Raw genomic sequence first — 15,772 nt, forward strand, 5'->3', positions numbered from 1 at the left:
TGGTGTCAAAAAAAGTGCCTTGGTGATCGGGACTCGTGAGCGTGGAGGTCAAAAAAGTGCCTTGGTGATCGGGACTCGTGAGCGTGGAGGTCAAAAAAGTGCCTTAGCGGTCGGGACTTATGAGCGTGGAGGTCAAAAAAGTGCCTTAGCGGTCGGGGCTCGTGAGCGTGGGGGCCAAAAAAGTGCCTTGGTGATCGGGACTCGTGAGCGTGAGGGCCAAAAAAGTGCCTTAGCGGTCGGGGCTCGTGAGCGTGGAGGCCAAAAAAGTGCCTTAGCGGTGCACGGACGGGGGCGTGGGGATGTATCTCCTTTTTACGGGGTGCATTGCTGCAGCATAAGGAGATACCTCCCCCACTTTCAAAAATCGATCATCTCTATCGCCCCTGGACATCCCCTTCGTGCATTAACGCAGCGTCTGGAGAAGTTTCCCGAGCAGCGTGGCGACGTCGTCCCATCTTTCTTCCGGAGCCCGTATGCCGATAATTTGACGTTCCTGCGTCATCTCGATGCCGTTGAACACGGGATGTCCGGTTATATCGATGCCATAGGCGTAGTCCGACGTATCGTCTTCGGTTCTGGATTGGCGAATAAGATGATCCGGAATCTTCAGGCCGGTCTTGGCGGCGAACTCGTCGAGCTTGACGAATAGGCCTTGCATGGCCAGACTTTCGAAGTTTTTCTCGTCGGTCACGTACACTTCGTCTTTCTCGGTAATGAGCATGAGCACGCTTTTCTGCTGCAGCGCCATGTCCTGCTGGCTCTGGATTTCAGGAGGATTGTACACGAGAGAAGTCTTGATCCGCTGCCATTCTGGGACGAGCTTCAGCATGTTCTGCTCCAGCAGCTCGGCGTCCGCGAAATAGAAATTGCCGAATACGCTTACCGATAAGTTGGCGGGAGGCGTGTTGGCGGCTTCCCTTCTCTTGTCGATGCCTTCCTTGATCATATAACCCCCGACCAGCACGATAAGAAGGCCGATGATGACATGAACTTTGTAATAGTAGAAAAAATGGCCGACTTTGGTTTGTTTCTCTACGGTGACGGATTTCTCGGACTCGATGCCGATGATGAGATTGTACGCTTGGTTGATCTCGGCCAGCTTCAGCGTCTCTCCGTCTTCTTCCCCGGCTTCCGAACGGGTTTTTTCGGCCCGCGCGCGTTTCAACAAAATAAAATAGCGATTTTCCACCTGCTCACGCGTCGCGTCTTCCGTAAGCCCGAGCAATTCGTAAGCCTTCTTCATTTGTTCGTCCAATTCGGTCACTCCAGTCCGCCTTGCGTTCTGCCTGCCTACTTAAGAATGATACACGAAGAGCGGAAGCTCGCGCAAACTTACCACGTTTTCAAGACGGCCACCGCTTCGCCTTCCGGGGCGGATGCGGGCTTCGCTTCCTGCTCCTTGGCGGGGGCTTTGTGTTCGGCGGGAGCGGCGGCGTCGGCTCCGGCGCTGGCGTCCATCTTGCTCGTGCCGTGGAAGATGCCGCCGGACTCGATGGAGAGCTCCAGAGCGGACAGATTTCCGTGGAGCTGCCCGGTAGATTTGATCGTCAACTTGGCGCCTGCGGATACGTTGCCGATGACTTTGCCGGCGATGACGACGTTGCGCGCCTTGATATTGGACATGGAGACGCCGTTCTCGCCGATCGTGACGTCGCCGGCGCATTCGATGTCCCCTTCCATCCGGCCTTCGACGCGCAGGCCGGCCTCCGACTTGATTTTGCCTTCGAACGACGTGCCTTCTCCGATCAACGTGTCGGTCATATTCGGATCGATCTTCGATTTTTTGCTTTTGAACATGGTCATTGGCTCCTTCTTGTTGCTTTAAGATAAGGCTCGGGATCGACGTGCTCGCCTTTTACGATTACCTCGTAATGAAGGTGCGGTCCGGTGCTTCGTCCCGTGGAGCCGAGTTCGCCGATAATATCGCCTTTGCGGACTTTGGAACCGACGGTCGCGATAATTTTACTCATATGGGAATAGTGCGTCTGAACGCCGTTGGAATGGTTGATCAGCACGTTGAGGCCGTGCGAGCTGCTGCGTCCGGCCTCGACTACGGTGCCGTCCGCGGCCGAGTAGATCGGGTCGCCGGTGTTGCCTCCGATGTCGATGCCCGCATGGTAGGTCGCCCTGCGCGTGAAAGGATCTTTACGGATGCCGAAAGTCGACGTGACCCGCCGCGAATCGGTCGGCCAGATCGTAGGCGTGACGGCCAACAGCTGCAATTGCTTGACTACCGCTTCCTTCGTCAGTTCGAGCTGGGGCACTATCGTCTCGATCTGCTCGTCGAGAGATTCGAAGTTCTCGCGGGTCTGGTCGACGAGCCGCGCCATCTCGGACTCGCTGACCGGCAGCTCCTCGCCGCCCGTCCCCCCGTCCATCGCGAACTGCTCGCTGTCGTCTTCGCCGCCGGATGCCTTGCGGGATTGAGAGGAGGGGCCCGCGTCGATGCCCACCATCTCTTTTAATTGGGACTCCAGATCGTCGATGTCTTTCATCCGCGTGACCATCGACTTAGCTTGCTCGGACAGATCGGCCAGATCGGTCTGGAGCTCGCTGATATGTACGTTCTTGTTTTCCAGCGTCTTCTCGTAATCTTCCGTCGCCACGGCCAACTCCTGCTTGAGCTGCCCGATCTGGTCGACGTTGTTCCGGTAAAGCAAAAGCGCGGTAACGCAGATGACGATAAGGGCCAAGACGAACCCCGTCGCCGCCGCGAGCGCCGCCGCAGAGAGATGGAACCTTTTCACCGTGCTGTTCGCATCCGGAATCACCATGAAGGTGAATTTCCTATTCCTCCATTTCATGACTTTCCTCCTGCTTTTTTAAACGTCAGCTTTTCCACCATTATCTGAAGGTAATTCGACCCATTTGTCGTATAATCCTTTTTTACTTAAAAAAATGATCGGAATCAATAGTGGAAAAGGAGGAATTTGTCGCAACAAGGCGAATCTTATACTTTAAAAAAGTTCGTATCGACGAGTTTCAGGACTGGGAGGGCTATAATGATTAAGCTAGCCGGAATAGATATAGGCAATGACAGCGTCAAGCTTGTTGTGAGCGATTCTAACGATCCTGTCGTCATACCGAATATCGTATCGCCCGGATATGAGAGACATATTCTTCAGGAAGAGGATTCTCCGCTCAAGGCGCTCGACGTCATGGTCTACAGTCCCAAGCTGAAGAAGAAGGGGCAGCGCTATTTCGTCGGCATGCTCGCTTCCGAAGACCAGGACAACGCCGAGCTGGAGGAGACCGACAATAAGGCGACGAGCGATCAGTCGCTGATCGTCGCGCTGACCGCGCTTGCCTACGCCAGCGTAATGAACGTGGCGCATTCGCTTATCCCCGGCCAGACGATCGACCAGGTCGAATACGTCATCGGAACGGGGTTGCCCGTGCGTACATACGCGCGCTTCCACCAGACTTTCGAAGAGAGGCTGGTAGGCGAGCACGAAGTGACGTTCCTGTCCACGCCTAAGCTGAGAGGCCGCACGGTGAGGGTCAACATCCGCAGAGCCATCGTGTCGATCGAGGGAGCGGCGGCCCTGTTCCACATGGCGACGCACGAGAACCTGCAGGTCAGGGACGAAGAGCTGTACTACGGCTGCATCGGCATATGCGAGATGGGCGCGCTGACGACGGATTTCCCGGTCGTCAAGCGGATGAGCATCGACAACCAGTTCAGCACCGGCGAGCAGCTAGGGCTTGCTTCCTATTTGGATTCGATCATTCGCGACGTGGAGGACCAGTACGGCTACCGGTTCCCGAGCCGCACGAAGCTGATTCAGCGCATTCGCAAGCATGAATTCCTGATTCAGCGGGTAGGCGAGGGGCAGGCGGACATCCGCCCGATCGTCGACAACTATTTCAGCCGCGCCGCCCAGAAGATCGTCGATCTGATCCGCAAGCGCTGGAAGAAGTATCCGGACATTCAATGCTTCTACGTGCTCGGCGGCGGCGCCGCCGCGCTGCGTCCGTACATTCTGGACGCGGCCGAGAACATGCGTCTGCGCTTCGTGGACAACAGCGAGCTGCAGAACGTATACGGCTACCTGAAGCTGGCGAAGAACAAGACGTCGCAGCAGGAAGCCATCTAACGCAACGACGCAACGCAAAGGGGCAGTCGCGGGTAGACGAATCTACCGCCGCGACTGCCCCTTTATTGCCCTACCTATTTCTTCTGCCGAGGAAATCCCGGTAAATGCCCGGAGTCGAGTCCGGGATCAGGAACGCGCCGACCGCCTTCTCGTAAAATTCCGCCGGCCCTACGCCGCCTATGATCGCGTAGACGTAGCCGGCCTCCCGCATGCTGTGGAGGCTCTTGAGCAGCAGCGCCTTGCCGATGCCCTTGCCTTGCTCCGAGTCGAGCACGCGGGTCGGGCCGAAGAAGTTCGGCGCCGTCGCTTCGTAGCAGGCGAAGCCGAGAATGTCCGCGCCGCGCGTTGCCAGGTAACAAGTAACCGGCAGCCGGGCGAAGCACACGTCGGCTTCTCCGGAAGCGCTGACGGTGGAATGCTTCGCTATCCACTCGACGACGCGATGCTTGTCCGGGGCCAGGGCGCGGTGGATGCGAATGCCTTCTTCCTGCTCCAGGCGAGCGAGCAGCTCCTCATGGGGAGGCAGGTTCAGCAGGTTGACGAGCATGTCTGCCATAGTCGATCACTCCTTCTTATCCATTCGTCAGCACGGTTACGGTCGGCTTGCCGAGAGCTTCGGTCTTGCCTTGAAGCACGCCGGCGACGGCGTCGAACGCTTGATCGGTATATTCGTAAGCGGCCAGAGACCAGACGTTCGGGCTGAGCGACCGCAGATCGTAAGGGTTGCGCAAAGCCACTGCGACGACGGGCACATTCAGCGCCGCGAGCCGATTGACCAGCTCCAGTTGACCCTGGTACAGATGACCGTTGTACGTGCCGACGACGATGCAGCTTGCTTCTCCGGCACGCTCTACGATCGCCTTGATTTCGTCCTCCGTCGGGTTCGAAGGCGTTGCCTCGCCCCGGCCTCCGAGCTTCTCCGCCATATAGAGGGGGAAGATCAGCGGATCGTCGGCGAGGTTGGACACTTGCGTCGCGCGGAAGACCGGGCAGCCCAGGAAATAAGGACGGTCGCCGAGAGCGGGGAAGCGGCCTCCGGGAACCCGGATCGGCGTCAGCGTGCGCTCCAGCAAATCGAGGTTTTCGCGGCGATGGGCTTCGCTGCCGACGATGGACATGTCCGGAGCAGGACGGTTCAAGTAATCGTCCTTGAGCGCCGCAATTCGCCGCAGAGACCGCTCCCATTCCTCGCGGTCGATCTCTCCCGCCTCCAGCGCCTGCCCAATCGCTTCGGCGGAGGCCGAAGCCAAATCGGCCGTGTGGGAGACGAGCACGAGGTCCGAACCGGCTTTGATCGCCTCGACCGTTCCTTTAACCGTGCCGACGGTATGCTGGATCGCTTTCATCTCCAGGCAATCGGTCATGATCAAGCCCTGGAAACCCATTTCCTCGCGGAGCAGTCCGGTCAATATTTTGCGCGACAGAGTCGCCGGCTTGCCGGGGTCCACTTGCGGGAACACGATGTGGGAGGTCATGATCGCGGGAATGCCCGCCTCGACGGCAGCCTGGAAAGGAGCGAGCTCGACGCTGCGCAGCTCGTCCATCGTTTTGTCGACGACGGGAAGCGCCAGATGGGAGTCCACGCTCGTGTCTCCGTGCCCCGGGAAGTGTTTGCCGCAGCTGAGCGTGCCGCTGTCGTCCAGCCCGCGCATCATCGGCAGCGCGTAGCGGATGACCGTCTCCGGCTTCTCTCCGTAGCTGCGCACGCCGATGACCGGGTTGGCGTCGTTGGAGTTCACGTCCAGCACCGGAGCGAGGTTGAAGTTGACGCCGAGCGCTCTCAGCTCCAGTCCGGTCATTTTGCCCGCGTTGTAGGCGCTCTCCGGGTCGCCGATGGCGGCGATCGCCATCGCCCCCGGAACCCGGGTGGCGTCGTCGGACAGCCGGGAGACGGCTCCGCCTTCCTGGTCTATCGCGATGAATGCGGGTTTGCCCGTTTCCTGCAAGACCAGCTGCTGAATATCGTCGCACAGCTCCCGCAGCTGCTCCATATCCGTAATATTCCACTTGAACAAGACGACGTTGCCTATTTTCCACTTCTTCACGAGCTCTATGAATTTATCGTCCAGCTTGGGGCCGTCGAATCCGGCCATCATCCGCTGGCCGACTTGATAGGCGAGAGATGAGTTCGCTTCCATGTCGAGTTCCTCCAGTTATGTCGTTCTGCTTCGTCCGCCGCGGATCGCCGCCTTGAGCCTGCCGTCGTGCCGCTCCAGAAGGCTGGTCGCCTCTTCGGCGTCGACGCCGGCTTCAAGCATCAGAATGGCGGTCTTGACGTGCAGATCCGCTTTCTTCAACGTCTCTTCGGCTTCCGCTTCGGAGACGCCGGTTACTTGCCGGACGATGCGAATGGAACGGTCGTACAGCTTGCTGTTGCTGGCTTTCAGATCGACCATCAGATTGTTGTACACTTTGCCGAGCTTGATCATCGTGCCGGTCGTCAGCATGTTCAGCACCAGCTTCTGCGCGGTGCCGCTCTTCAGCCGGGTGGAGCCGGAGATGACCTCCGGTCCGACGACCGGGGCGATGCAGATGTCGCACAGCTCGCTCAGCCGGGAGTTGTTGTTGGTCACGATGCCGACCGTTGCCGCTCCGGCTTCGCGCGCCTTGCGAACGGCTCCGAGCACGTAGGGGGTGGAGCCGCTGGCGGTGATGCCGATCAAGACGTCGCCCGCTCCGATCCCCTTGTCCAGGATCAGCTGGGCGCCGCTCTCGGCATCGTCCTCGCAGCCTTCCACGGCCGTTCTCAGGGCGATGTCGCCGCCGGCGATGTAGGCTTGAACCATGGCGGGATCGGTTCCGTACGTAGGCGGGCATTCGCTGGCGTCCAGCACGCCGAGCCTTCCGGAGGAGCCGGCTCCGACGTAGAACATCCTTCCTCCGCTCTTCAACGATTTAACGATCATATCCACCGCTTCGGCGATCGTGTCGACTTCCTGACGCACCGACAAGGGGACGCGCTGGTCCTCGTCGTTCATCAGGAGCAGCATATCGCGGGTGCTGGCCTCGTCTATCGAAGCGGTAGCCGGATTGTTCATTTCCGTTGTCAATTGAGAGAAGTATGAAGTCATAAGTCATCCATCCTTTTCTGGACGCGATAGAGGTTTGATTCTGTCGAACGCTCTGCGTATAATTTAAGAATAATTTTCATGTTTATTTAATTTTAGGAAGCGGGTGCAAGCTGTGACCAATATAGAGATCCGCGTGCGCAACATTTACAACGACTTAAGCAATTCGGAGAAGAAAGCGGCGGATTATTTTCTTGCCGACGTTGAAAGAATTTTTCATCAACCGATCGCCCAACTGGCGGAAAGCGCCGGCGTCAGCCAGGTCGCCTGGGTCCGCCTGGCCAAGGCGCTCGGCTTCGACGGCCTGAAGGGCATGAAGAGAAGCCTGTTCAGCGAGCTTAACAGCGGCGGTGGCGACGATGAAGAGAAGAGCCGCTACATTTTCACCGATATTAAAGACTATTCCGGACTGTCCGACGTGTTCATGGCGATCAAGAACAGCAGCGTGCAATCGATCGAGGACACCGTCAATCTGCTTAACGCCGACGTGGTGGAAGCGGTCGTGCAGCGGCTGATCGAAGCGCGCTCCGTCAAGCTGTTCGGCGTGGGCGCTTCCGCGCTTGTCGCAGAGGATTTCTACAACAAGCTGCTGCGCATCGGCAGCAACGTCTGCTTCAGCCATGACGGGCACATTCAGCTCACTTACGCGGCCAATACCCGGGAAGGGGACGTCTGCTTCTTCATCAGCCACTCCGGCATGACGAAGGAAGTGAACGAAGCGTTCGACATCGCCTCCAAAACCGCCGGAGCCACGATGGTGTCCTTGACCAAGCTGGGCAAAAATCCGCTGGCTTCCCGCGCCGATTACGAGCTCTACACGTCGTCTCCGGAGATCAACCACCGGAGCGGCGCGATGAGCAGCCGCATCTCCCAGCTCATCGTCATCGACGTGCTGTTCACCGCGCTGGCGAACCGCAACTACGACAACGTCATTCACAGTCTCATCCTAAGCTCCGAATCGTGCCGGTCGTACCGTAAAATCTAATCTTATCAGCCTTTGACCGATCCGACCGTCAACCCGGCGACGAAGAAGCGCTGCAGCATCGGATAGAGAATGATGATCGGCAGCGTCGACGTAATGATGACCGCCGATTTGATCGACATGGCGATCGTGCTCTTGTCCGCCGCTCCGGCGCCGTCTCCGACCATCGTCGTTCCGTTGACGATGTTGCGCAGGAACAGCATGACCGGGTACTGATCGGTATTCAGATAGATCAAGCCGTTAAACCAGTCGTTCCAGAAGAAGACGGCGGTGTACAGCCCGATCGTGGCGAGCGCCGGCGTGGACAGAGGCAGGATGACCCGCCGCAAAATGCCGAAGTAGCTCAAGCCGTCGATAATGGCGGCTTCTTCTATTTCCGAAGGGATCGCCCGGAAGAAATTGATCAGGATGATCAAGTTGAACTGGTTGAGCGCGAACGGGAGCAGCATCGCCCATACCGTGCCGGTCAGATGAAGATTGGAGATCAGCAGGTAAGTCGGGATGAGCCCGCCCGAGAAAAACATCGAGAACACGATCAGCATCATGACAAGCTTGTGCCCGAACAGGAACCGCTTGGACATCGCGTATGCGAACAAGGCGCTCATGAACAGCGAGATCAACGTGCCCGCGGCGGTATAGAAAATGGTGTTGCCGTAGGCCTTAAAGAAGTTCGGATACGTGAAAATCTGCTCGTAAGCCGCGAAATTCAGGCCGACGGGAAACAACGATACTTTATTGTTGATGATCGCTTCCGGGCTGGACAAGGACAGGGCCAGCATGTAGACGAACGGAATGAAGCAGATCAAGACGACGACGATCATGAACGCGTAGATGAGCACGTCGGCGAAAGTCAAAGGACGAAATTTGCGTTGTGTATGCATAAGTTGCCGCTCCTTCCCGGATTAGTAGATGCTTTCGCCGGACATTTTTTTACTGAACCAGTTCGTGGTCGACACGAGAATGACGCCGATAATTCCGCTGAACAGCCCGATCGCCGTTGCGTACGAATAGTTCTGGTTGGTCAGGCCGGTACGGTAGACAAGCGTATCGATAATATCGCTGACCATGGCGTTGGAAGGCGTGTACATGAGCAGCACCTTCTCGAAGCCGAGGCTGAGCAGCGAACCTACGTTCAGAATGAGCATGACCATAATCGTGGACATGATGGATGGGATCGTCACGTAGATGACTTTCTGGAACCGCGTCGCCCCGTCGATGTCCGCCGCCTCGAACAGCTCCCGGTTGACGCCGGTAATGGCGGCCAGGTAGATGATGGCGGTCCAGCCCGTGAATTGCCACGTTTCCGTAAAAATATAGAGCGGCCGGAAAAATTGCGGCTCGTTGACGAAATAGATCGGATCCATGCCGAACAGGCTGCCCAATACCCGGTTAAGCAGACCGGAGCTCGGGGACAGCAGCTCTCCCAGAATCGCGATGACGACGACGGTGGAGATGAATCTCGGCATGTAGCTCACGGTCTGCACGAATTTGCGGAATCGCTTCGAACGGACCTCGTACAGCAGCAAGGCGAAGATGATCGGGATCGGGAAATTGATCAGAATGTTCCCGAACGACAAAATAAGCGTGTTGTTGAACGCGCGCCAGAAGGACGGGTCTTGCAGGAAGCGCTCGAAGTAGGCGAATCCGACCCATTCGGTGCCGTAAGGCCCCATGCCCGGCCGGTAGCGCCGGAAAGCGAGCACGTTGCCGATCAGCGGCGCGTATTTGAAGAGCAGGAAATGGCATAAGGGCAGCAACATCATGACGTAGAGCTGCCAGTAACGGCGGAAGTGACGCCACTTCGGATTAGGGGAGACGTAAGTTCCGCTCGGAGTTTTCGAGAGAATTGTCGTATCTGTCATTTCTTCACCTTCTTCGCATGGATGAGGGACGTTAGCGGCGTATGTTCGTAAGAGCAAAGACCTGCCGCGGAAATGTCGGTCAACCCGTGACTCCCTTTTTCCTGGCAGGTCTTTATTCAAGTGGCGCTTCAGAAATATCGGAATCTTTGCCTTATTTCAAGTTGTCGTTGTACAGCTGGGCGAAGCGTTCGATCTGAAGTCCTTTCATTTCCTTGACGTACTGATCCCAGTCTTTGTCCAAGCTCTTCTTGCCCGTCAGGAACGCGTCTGCCCAAATCTCGAAAGTGTCGGCCAGCGGCGTCTGCAGCGATGCGGCTTCTTCGGCCACCATGTCGTCGAACAGCGGCGTCGGAGGGATCGCCTGGATCGCGTCCGGCATTGCGGCGACGACGGCGTTGATCTGGCCGTAGTTCTCGTCGTACTTGGTCATTTCCTGAGCGTTGATCCATACGAGCTGCGTCACGTCGGAGCCCGCGCCGTATTTCAGCTGCATTTCTTTGTAGATGCCGTTAGGCGAGTTGACGATATCGTCGGCGTATTTGATTTTGTCGCCATCCATCGTGTATGTCGTGCCTTCCGCGCCGAGACCCCAGATTTTCGCGCCTTCCTCGGAGAAGAACATTTCGTCGATCGTTCTGACGAGACGCTCGAAGTCCGGACGGTCCGCCGTCTTTTTCGGGAAGAGAATACCCGAGCCCGTGCTGCTCTTCGGCTGGTGATGCGCTCCTGCCGGTCCGGCAAGAGGAGGGAACATTTGCAGCTTGAAGCCGGCTTCGGTAGCCGCGCTCGCGACGCCGCCGATTTGATCGTAATAAGCGTAGGTTGCGAACGATTTGCCGGTGGCCATCTTCTGCGACCATTTGTCGCCGTCGATTGGCTCCGCCATCTCCGGATCGAGCAGGCCTTCCGCGTACAGCTTGGAGAAGAACTTCATGTACTCTTTGTATTGGTCGCTGATCGCGCCCGGGAAGTACGTCTGATTCGCGTAATCCCAGCTCAGCGTGTTCGTGCCGGATGCGCCGTTCTTGCCGACGCTGACGCCGAAGGAAGGCATCGTCATGCGGTACAGAACGCGAGGGCCGGCGAGAATCGTCAGCGGGTAGGAATCCGGATTTTCTTCTTTGAACTTCTTGAGCACCGTGTACAGGTCATCGAACGTTTTCGGAGCTTGCAGCGAATATTTCTCCAGCAAGTCCTCTCTCAGGATAAGGCCGCCGTCGTAGAACGGCTTGTCGTACAGCGAAGGCAGATAGTAGCGTTTGCCGTCTTTCAGGTTCAGGCTCGCGATTTGATCTTCCAGGCCGAACGATTTGACGCGGTCGTTGAAGTTAGGCGTCCAGTCGGAGTAGTCGCTGATCGGAACGAGCGCTCCGTTCAGCGCCAGAGAGGCGTTCTCGCCCTTCGTGGACTGGTACAGGATAACGTCCGGCGCGTTGTTGCCGGTGTTCAGGGCCAGGGATACTTTCGTCTGATAATCCGCGATAGGGATGACTTCGAATTTGATGTTGGCGTTGAAGCGTTTCTGTACTTCCTGAACCGTCAGCCAGTCTTCCTTGAACGGCAGCGTCGCGTTGTCCGAGTAGAAGACCGAGAACTTGATCGGATCTTCCGACTGGGCCGGCGTCGACGCGTCCGGGCTTTGGCTCGCGCTGGCTGGCGGAGACGAAGCCGAAGGCTGCGCGTTCTCTTTTTTGGAGCTGCACGCGGCTAATGAAGACGCTACCAGACTGAAGGCGAGAATGAGGAGAGCGCTTTTTTTCTTGAACATACTTGCATGACCTCCCGGTTTTTTGAATGAACTGACAAGTGATGGTGAAGCGCTTGAGCGAATAGTAACATACTTTTATTTCAATGGTCAACGGTTTATTTTGAAACTTTATTTCAGAAAATGAAAGGGCTTTCCGAATGAGGGCGGAAGTTGTCGAATTGTAATAACGACGGGGGGCGTCCGGAACGATTTTCGTTGTCGGAAATACCCGGATCGTCACGTTCGCTATAGCAAATTAAAGGATTTGTGCGAACTTCAGTTTTTCCCATTCTGAAACTTATTATTGCTTAATTCTGTGCAAATTTCGGGGCGGCGATACGAGAGTGGAAAAGGGGGACGTTGCTCGAAAGAATCGTACAAGGAGTGTTCGAGCGAGGGGAAATGTGGGGAATTACTCGAAAGAATCGTACAACGGGTGTTCGAGAGGGGCGAAACGGAGGACGTTACTCGAAAGAATCGTACAACGGGTGTTCGAGCGGGGCGAAACGGGGGGGCGTTACTCGAAAAAATCGTACAACAGCTTAGGCAGACCGTTACGTGTACGAATTCGAGCGGACGACTGCCTTTAGCGGTCTGACAGACCGTTACGTGTACGAATTCGAGCGGACGTCCGCCCCTAGCGGTCTGGCAGACCGTTACGTGTACGAATTCGAGCGGACGACTGCCTTTAGCGGTCTGGCAGACCGATGCGCGAGAGTTTCTTCGATCGGATCAGGTGTCTGAACGGAGGAAATGGCTCGCATAGACGCTCGGGCGAGCCAGATGGCAAAGATAAATCGATCATTCCGTACATTCTTTACTCCGAGAGATCTTAGCAAGCTATTTGTAAGTAAATTGGTCAGCCATAGAAAAAAAGACTCCCGCCTTCCTCGAAGAGGACAGGGGGAGCCTTTTTTCACGTTTAGGCAAACCGCTTCTTGCCATCGATCCAGGTCGATTGAATGTCCAGATCGTCGTTCAGCAGCAGGAAGTCCGCTTGTTTGCCGGCTTCGAGCGTGCCGATCGAATCGGCAAGGCCGAGCTGGCGGGCCGGATTGGCGCTGGCCATCAGGCTGGCTTCCTCCAGCGATACGCCGATTTCCCGAACGAGGAAGCGCACGGCGGAGATCATCGTCAACGTGCTTCCGGCCAGGCTGTCGTTCTCCTTCAGCCGGGCGACGCCGCATTTCATGTGGACGGGAAGCCCGCCGAGATCGTAATCGCCGTCCGGCATGCCCGCGGCGGCCATCGCGTCGGTGACGAGAATGACGTTATGCACGCCCTTGGCGCGCGTAATAAGCTTGACGCCGGCCGGGTGAACGTGATGGCCGTCGGCGATGACTTCGGCGGTAATGCGGTCGTCCGTCAGCACCGCGCCGACGGTGCCCGGATTGCGGTGATGCAGCGGCGTCATCGCGTTAAACGTATGGACGGCGTGGCGCAAGCCGCGGTCGGCCGCGGCGATGATCTGGTCGTAGGTCGCATCGGTATGGCCGCAGCTGGGGACAATACCGTTGGCGGCCAGCTTCTCGATATAATCGAGCGAGCCCTCGATCTCCGGTGCAAGCGTCTGCAGTTTAACGACGCCGGGGAAGCGGGCGATCCAGTCCTCCAGCCACTCCGGCTGCGGAGGAAGAATGTAGGCGGGGTTCTGCGCGCCTTTCCATTTGACGTTGACGAACGGACCTTCCAGATGCACGCCGACCAGCTTCGCGTACGGCATCGGCTTGGACATGTAATCGGCCGCCAGCGCGATGACGGCGGTCAATTCTTCCCGCGGCGCCGTCAGCGTCGTCGCCAGCATGCTCGTCGTTCCGTTGGACGCGTGGAACTTCGTAATTTCGCGAATGCCTTCTTCGTCGGCATCCATGAAGTCGTGATTCGCTCCTCCGTGCACGTGAACGTCGACGAAGCCGGGAATGAGCCATGCTCCCCCCGCATCGATCCGTTCGACGCCTTCGGCTTGTCCGGCCAAGTCGGCGACGCTGCCGATCGCCGCGATCTTGTCTTCTTTAATATGAACGTATCCGTGCTCGATCGTTCCCGCTGGGGCTACGACCCGGGCGTTGACGACGACGAATTCCCGGCTCGGCCCGCTCATGCCAATTTACCCGCTGCTGCGGAATCAAGCAGCACGATGAGATTTGGATGGGTTTGCAGCAGGGAGGCCGGAACGTCCGTCGTGATCGGCCCTTGCAGCGCTTCGCGGATGATATCGGCTTTGTCCGCGCCCTTGACGACGAGCAAGATTTTCTTCGCCTTCAGAATCGTGCCGACGCCCATCGTCAAAGCCTGCTTCGGCACGTCGTCGATCGAGTCGAAGAAGCGGGCGTTCGCTTCGCGCGTCTTCTCGGCCAGCTCCACGATATGCGTGCCTTTAATCAAGGCATGAGCAGGCTCGTTAAAGCCGATATGGCCGTTATGGCCAAGGCCGAGCAGCTGCAGGTCGATCTGGCCGGAGAGCTCGATCGCTTCGTCATAGCGGCGGCATTCGGCTTCCAGATCGGCGGCGTTGCCGTCCGGAATGTGGCGCTGCGATTCCGGCAGGTCGATATGCGAGAACAGATTCGCGTTCATATACGAATGATAGCTCTCCGGATGATCGATCGGAAGGTTGACGTATTCGTCCAGATTAAACGTGGTCACGTTGCGGAAGCTGACCATCCCTCTCTCGTAATCCCGCACGATCTCCTTGTAAATGCCGACCGGAGTTCCGCCGGTCGCCAGACCGAGCACCGCTCTCGGAATCGTCTGGATTTGTCCGACGATAATGTTGGCCGCCGCCTCGTTAAGCTTCGCGTCGCTGTCGAAAGTAATGATGTTCATTTCGATTTTCTCTCCTCTTTGCCCGTTAAGTAGTGTTCTACCGTCAGATAAGACTGTCTCAGTCTGGGGACGTACAGCTCGAAGTGCTCGCTGACCAGCCCCGTGAACAGCACGTCGATGACGTGCAGCGTCGCCATGCGCGATGCCATGTCCCCGCGGCGCATGCCGACTTCCGCGGAGGAAGTGAACAGCTTGATGCGGGCTTGCTCCGCTAGCGTATTCGCGCCAAAGCGGGTAATGGACAGCGTCGTGGCCCCCCGCTCGGCGGCGCATCGGAGCGAATGAATCGTCTCCGGCGTCTCTCCCGAATACGAGATGCCGATGGCGACGTCGCCAGCCGTCAGGGATGAGGCGGACGTGAGCTGGAGATGGGGATCGGAGAAGGCGGCTGCGGCCTTGCCGATCTGGATCAGCTTATGATAGAAATCCTGAGCTACGATGCCCGAGGTCGCCGAGCCGTACAGATCGATGCGCGCCGCGTTGTGCAGCGCTTCGATCGCCAGCCGCAGCTGTCCCAGATCGAGCACTTGGGTCGTATCGGTAATCGACCTCAGATGGTTCGCCGTAATGGCCGATACGATCTCCGGAAGCGGATTGCCCGCCACGATATCTTGGTATCGGGTCGAGGTGGACGTCATCTGGACGAGCTCGGTCGCCAGCCGCTGCTTGAAGTCGGGAAAATTGTGCGAATGGAACGTTTTGCAAAACCGCGAAATCGTCGAAGGACTGCTTCCCGAACGCGCCGCCAGCTCCGTAATCGTCATCTGGACGGCTTCGTGGGGATGCTGAAGCAGGAAGTCGGCCAACGCCCGTTCTTTCTGATGCAGGCTGTCCCATCTTTCTTGAATCGCATGTAGTATGCTCATGGCGGTTCCTTCCTTTGCCGAAGCGCATAGATTCAACTACATAGAAATAAATTTCTTGTAATACGATAATATCAAGAAAACCATTTTCATGATTATTCTACTGCATAACCCGAGTTCGCGCAATCGGCTATGGGTCCCTTCGGCCGAAACTCGGGGATAGGGGCTAAAATTACTTTTTTCGTGGGTAATCTTATTCTTTTAACGCAATGCCGAGAAGTCCCCGGCCTCTAAACTACCTTACTCACGTAGTGAGCGTGTAGGTGGGGGATGAATCGGTGCATTAGGATTTGTTGTTAGTAATTAAATATGCGAACATTCATTCCC

At 57.2% G+C, this 15,772-nt stretch carries 15 protein-coding genes; 3 read left to right on the top strand and 12 right to left on the bottom strand.

Features of this window, described 5'->3' with window-relative positions; genetic code table 11:
* Positions 1 to 403: 403 nt before the first annotated feature.
* From ACESLM_RS28490 to ACESLM_RS28500, 3 genes are all read right to left on the bottom strand, one after another.
* Positions 404 to 1,264, bottom strand: coding sequence for a hypothetical protein (locus ACESLM_RS28490; protein WP_372637575.1), 861 nt, complete (start codon positions 1,262 to 1,264; stop codon positions 404 to 406).
* Positions 1,265 to 1,332: 68 nt separating this feature from the next.
* Positions 1,333 to 1,797 (bottom strand): bactofilin family protein, encoded by a 465-nt coding sequence (locus tag ACESLM_RS28495; protein ID WP_372637578.1) that lies wholly within the window; start codon positions 1,795 to 1,797, stop codon positions 1,333 to 1,335.
* A gap of 2 nt (positions 1,798 to 1,799) precedes the next feature.
* Positions 1,800 to 2,804 carry a M23 family metallopeptidase gene (locus tag ACESLM_RS28500; protein WP_372637581.1) on the bottom strand — a complete coding sequence of 335 codons (1,005 nt, stop codon included), beginning with the start codon at positions 2,802 to 2,804 and terminating at the stop codon, positions 1,800 to 1,802.
* A gap of 198 nt (positions 2,805 to 3,002) precedes the next feature.
* Here ACESLM_RS28500 and ACESLM_RS28505 point away from each other — a divergent pair, with 198 nt between their 5' ends.
* On the top strand, positions 3,003 to 4,097 hold the full coding sequence (locus tag ACESLM_RS28505) for a ParM/StbA family protein (RefSeq protein ID WP_372637583.1): 1,095 nt from the start codon (positions 3,003 to 3,005) through the stop codon (positions 4,095 to 4,097).
* Positions 4,098 to 4,167: 70 nt separating this feature from the next.
* Here ACESLM_RS28505 and ACESLM_RS28510 read toward each other — a convergent pair whose 3' ends face one another.
* From ACESLM_RS28510 to murQ, 3 genes are read right to left on the bottom strand one after another with little or no spacing between them, the layout of a single operon-like run.
* A complete protein-coding gene (locus ACESLM_RS28510) occupies positions 4,168 to 4,653 on the bottom strand; it encodes a GNAT family N-acetyltransferase (RefSeq protein ID WP_094047328.1) in 486 nt (161 codons plus the stop codon).
* Between the two features lie 16 nt (positions 4,654 to 4,669).
* Complete coding sequence (gene nagZ / locus ACESLM_RS28515) at positions 4,670 to 6,235, bottom strand: beta-N-acetylhexosaminidase (protein WP_372637586.1); 1,566 nt, start codon at positions 6,233 to 6,235, stop codon at positions 4,670 to 4,672.
* A gap of 15 nt (positions 6,236 to 6,250) precedes the next feature.
* Positions 6,251 to 7,168, bottom strand: a complete 918-nt coding sequence (gene murQ, locus ACESLM_RS28520) for an N-acetylmuramic acid 6-phosphate etherase (RefSeq protein WP_372637587.1) — start codon at positions 7,166 to 7,168, stop codon at positions 6,251 to 6,253.
* A 112-nt stretch (positions 7,169 to 7,280) separates the two neighbouring features.
* Between murQ and ACESLM_RS28525 the strand changes: the two genes are divergently transcribed.
* Complete coding sequence (locus tag ACESLM_RS28525; protein WP_094047325.1) at positions 7,281 to 8,150, top strand: MurR/RpiR family transcriptional regulator; 870 nt, start codon at positions 7,281 to 7,283, stop codon at positions 8,148 to 8,150.
* Between the two features lie 5 nt (positions 8,151 to 8,155).
* Here the strand turns inward: ACESLM_RS28525 and ACESLM_RS28530 are convergent, their stop codons facing one another.
* From ACESLM_RS28530 to ACESLM_RS28540, 3 genes are all read right to left on the bottom strand, one after another.
* Positions 8,156 to 9,028 (bottom strand): carbohydrate ABC transporter permease, encoded by an 873-nt coding sequence (locus tag ACESLM_RS28530; RefSeq protein WP_094047324.1) that lies wholly within the window; start codon positions 9,026 to 9,028, stop codon positions 8,156 to 8,158.
* A gap of 21 nt (positions 9,029 to 9,049) precedes the next feature.
* Positions 9,050 to 10,009, bottom strand: a complete 960-nt coding sequence (locus ACESLM_RS28535) for an ABC transporter permease (protein ID WP_094047323.1) — start codon at positions 10,007 to 10,009, stop codon at positions 9,050 to 9,052.
* Positions 10,010 to 10,160: 151 nt separating this feature from the next.
* Positions 10,161 to 11,777, bottom strand: a complete 1,617-nt coding sequence (locus tag ACESLM_RS28540) for an extracellular solute-binding protein (RefSeq protein ID WP_372637591.1) — start codon at positions 11,775 to 11,777, stop codon at positions 10,161 to 10,163.
* A gap of 537 nt (positions 11,778 to 12,314) precedes the next feature.
* On the opposite strand from ACESLM_RS28540, the gene ACESLM_RS28545 reads away from it, so the two are divergent.
* Positions 12,315 to 12,500: a hypothetical protein gene (locus ACESLM_RS28545; RefSeq protein WP_372637594.1), complete on the top strand. Its 186-nt coding sequence runs from the start codon at positions 12,315 to 12,317 to the stop codon at positions 12,498 to 12,500.
* 178 nt (positions 12,501 to 12,678) lie between these two features.
* Here ACESLM_RS28545 and nagA read toward each other — a convergent pair whose 3' ends face one another.
* Genes nagA through ACESLM_RS28560 form a run of 3 tightly spaced genes read right to left on the bottom strand, consistent with a single transcriptional unit; the run spans position 12,679 to position 15,448 of the window.
* Complete coding sequence (gene nagA, locus ACESLM_RS28550) at positions 12,679 to 13,857, bottom strand: N-acetylglucosamine-6-phosphate deacetylase (protein WP_372637597.1); 1,179 nt, start codon at positions 13,855 to 13,857, stop codon at positions 12,679 to 12,681.
* Positions 13,854 to 14,582 carry a glucosamine-6-phosphate deaminase gene (gene nagB / locus ACESLM_RS28555; RefSeq protein ID WP_094047320.1) on the bottom strand — a complete coding sequence of 243 codons (729 nt, stop codon included), beginning with the start codon at positions 14,580 to 14,582 and terminating at the stop codon, positions 13,854 to 13,856. The genes nagA and nagB overlap by 4 nt, the downstream gene beginning before the upstream one ends.
* Positions 14,579 to 15,448 carry a MurR/RpiR family transcriptional regulator gene (locus ACESLM_RS28560; RefSeq protein WP_372637600.1) on the bottom strand — a complete coding sequence of 290 codons (870 nt, stop codon included), beginning with the start codon at positions 15,446 to 15,448 and terminating at the stop codon, positions 14,579 to 14,581. Before ACESLM_RS28560 ends, nagB begins: the two co-directional genes overlap by 4 nt.
* Between the last annotated feature and the right edge of the window lie 324 nt (positions 15,449 to 15,772).

The organism is Cohnella sp. (assembly GCF_041641335.1).
Taxonomy (GTDB): Bacteria; Bacillota; Bacilli; order Paenibacillales; family Paenibacillaceae; genus Cohnella.

Coding starts and splice junctions, on each gene's coding strand:
- ACESLM_RS28495 (WP_372637578.1), bottom strand. CDS start 1,797: ATGTTCAAAAGCAAAAAATCGAAGATCGATCCGAATATGACCGACACG.
- ACESLM_RS28500 (WP_372637581.1), bottom strand. CDS start 2,804: ATGAAATGGAGGAATAGGAAATTCACCTTCATGGTGATTCCGGATGCG.
- ACESLM_RS28505 (WP_372637583.1), top strand. CDS start 3,003: ATGATTAAGCTAGCCGGAATAGATATAGGCAATGACAGCGTCAAGCTT.
- ACESLM_RS28510 (WP_094047328.1), bottom strand. CDS start 4,653: ATGGCAGACATGCTCGTCAACCTGCTGAACCTGCCTCCCCATGAGGAG.
- nagZ (WP_372637586.1), bottom strand. CDS start 6,235: ATGGAAGCGAACTCATCTCTCGCCTATCAAGTCGGCCAGCGGATGATG.
- murQ (WP_372637587.1), bottom strand. CDS start 7,168: ATGACTTCATACTTCTCTCAATTGACAACGGAAATGAACAATCCGGCT.
- ACESLM_RS28530 (WP_094047324.1), bottom strand. CDS start 9,028: ATGCATACACAACGCAAATTTCGTCCTTTGACTTTCGCCGACGTGCTC.
- ACESLM_RS28535 (WP_094047323.1), bottom strand. CDS start 10,009: ATGACAGATACGACAATTCTCTCGAAAACTCCGAGCGGAACTTACGTC.
- ACESLM_RS28540 (WP_372637591.1), bottom strand. CDS start 11,777: ATGTTCAAGAAAAAAAGCGCTCTCCTCATTCTCGCCTTCAGTCTGGTA.
- nagA (WP_372637597.1), bottom strand. CDS start 13,857: ATGAGCGGGCCGAGCCGGGAATTCGTCGTCGTCAACGCCCGGGTCGTA.
- nagB (WP_094047320.1), bottom strand. CDS start 14,582: ATGAACATCATTACTTTCGACAGCGACGCGAAGCTTAACGAGGCGGCG.
- ACESLM_RS28560 (WP_372637600.1), bottom strand. CDS start 15,448: ATGAGCATACTACATGCGATTCAAGAAAGATGGGACAGCCTGCATCAG.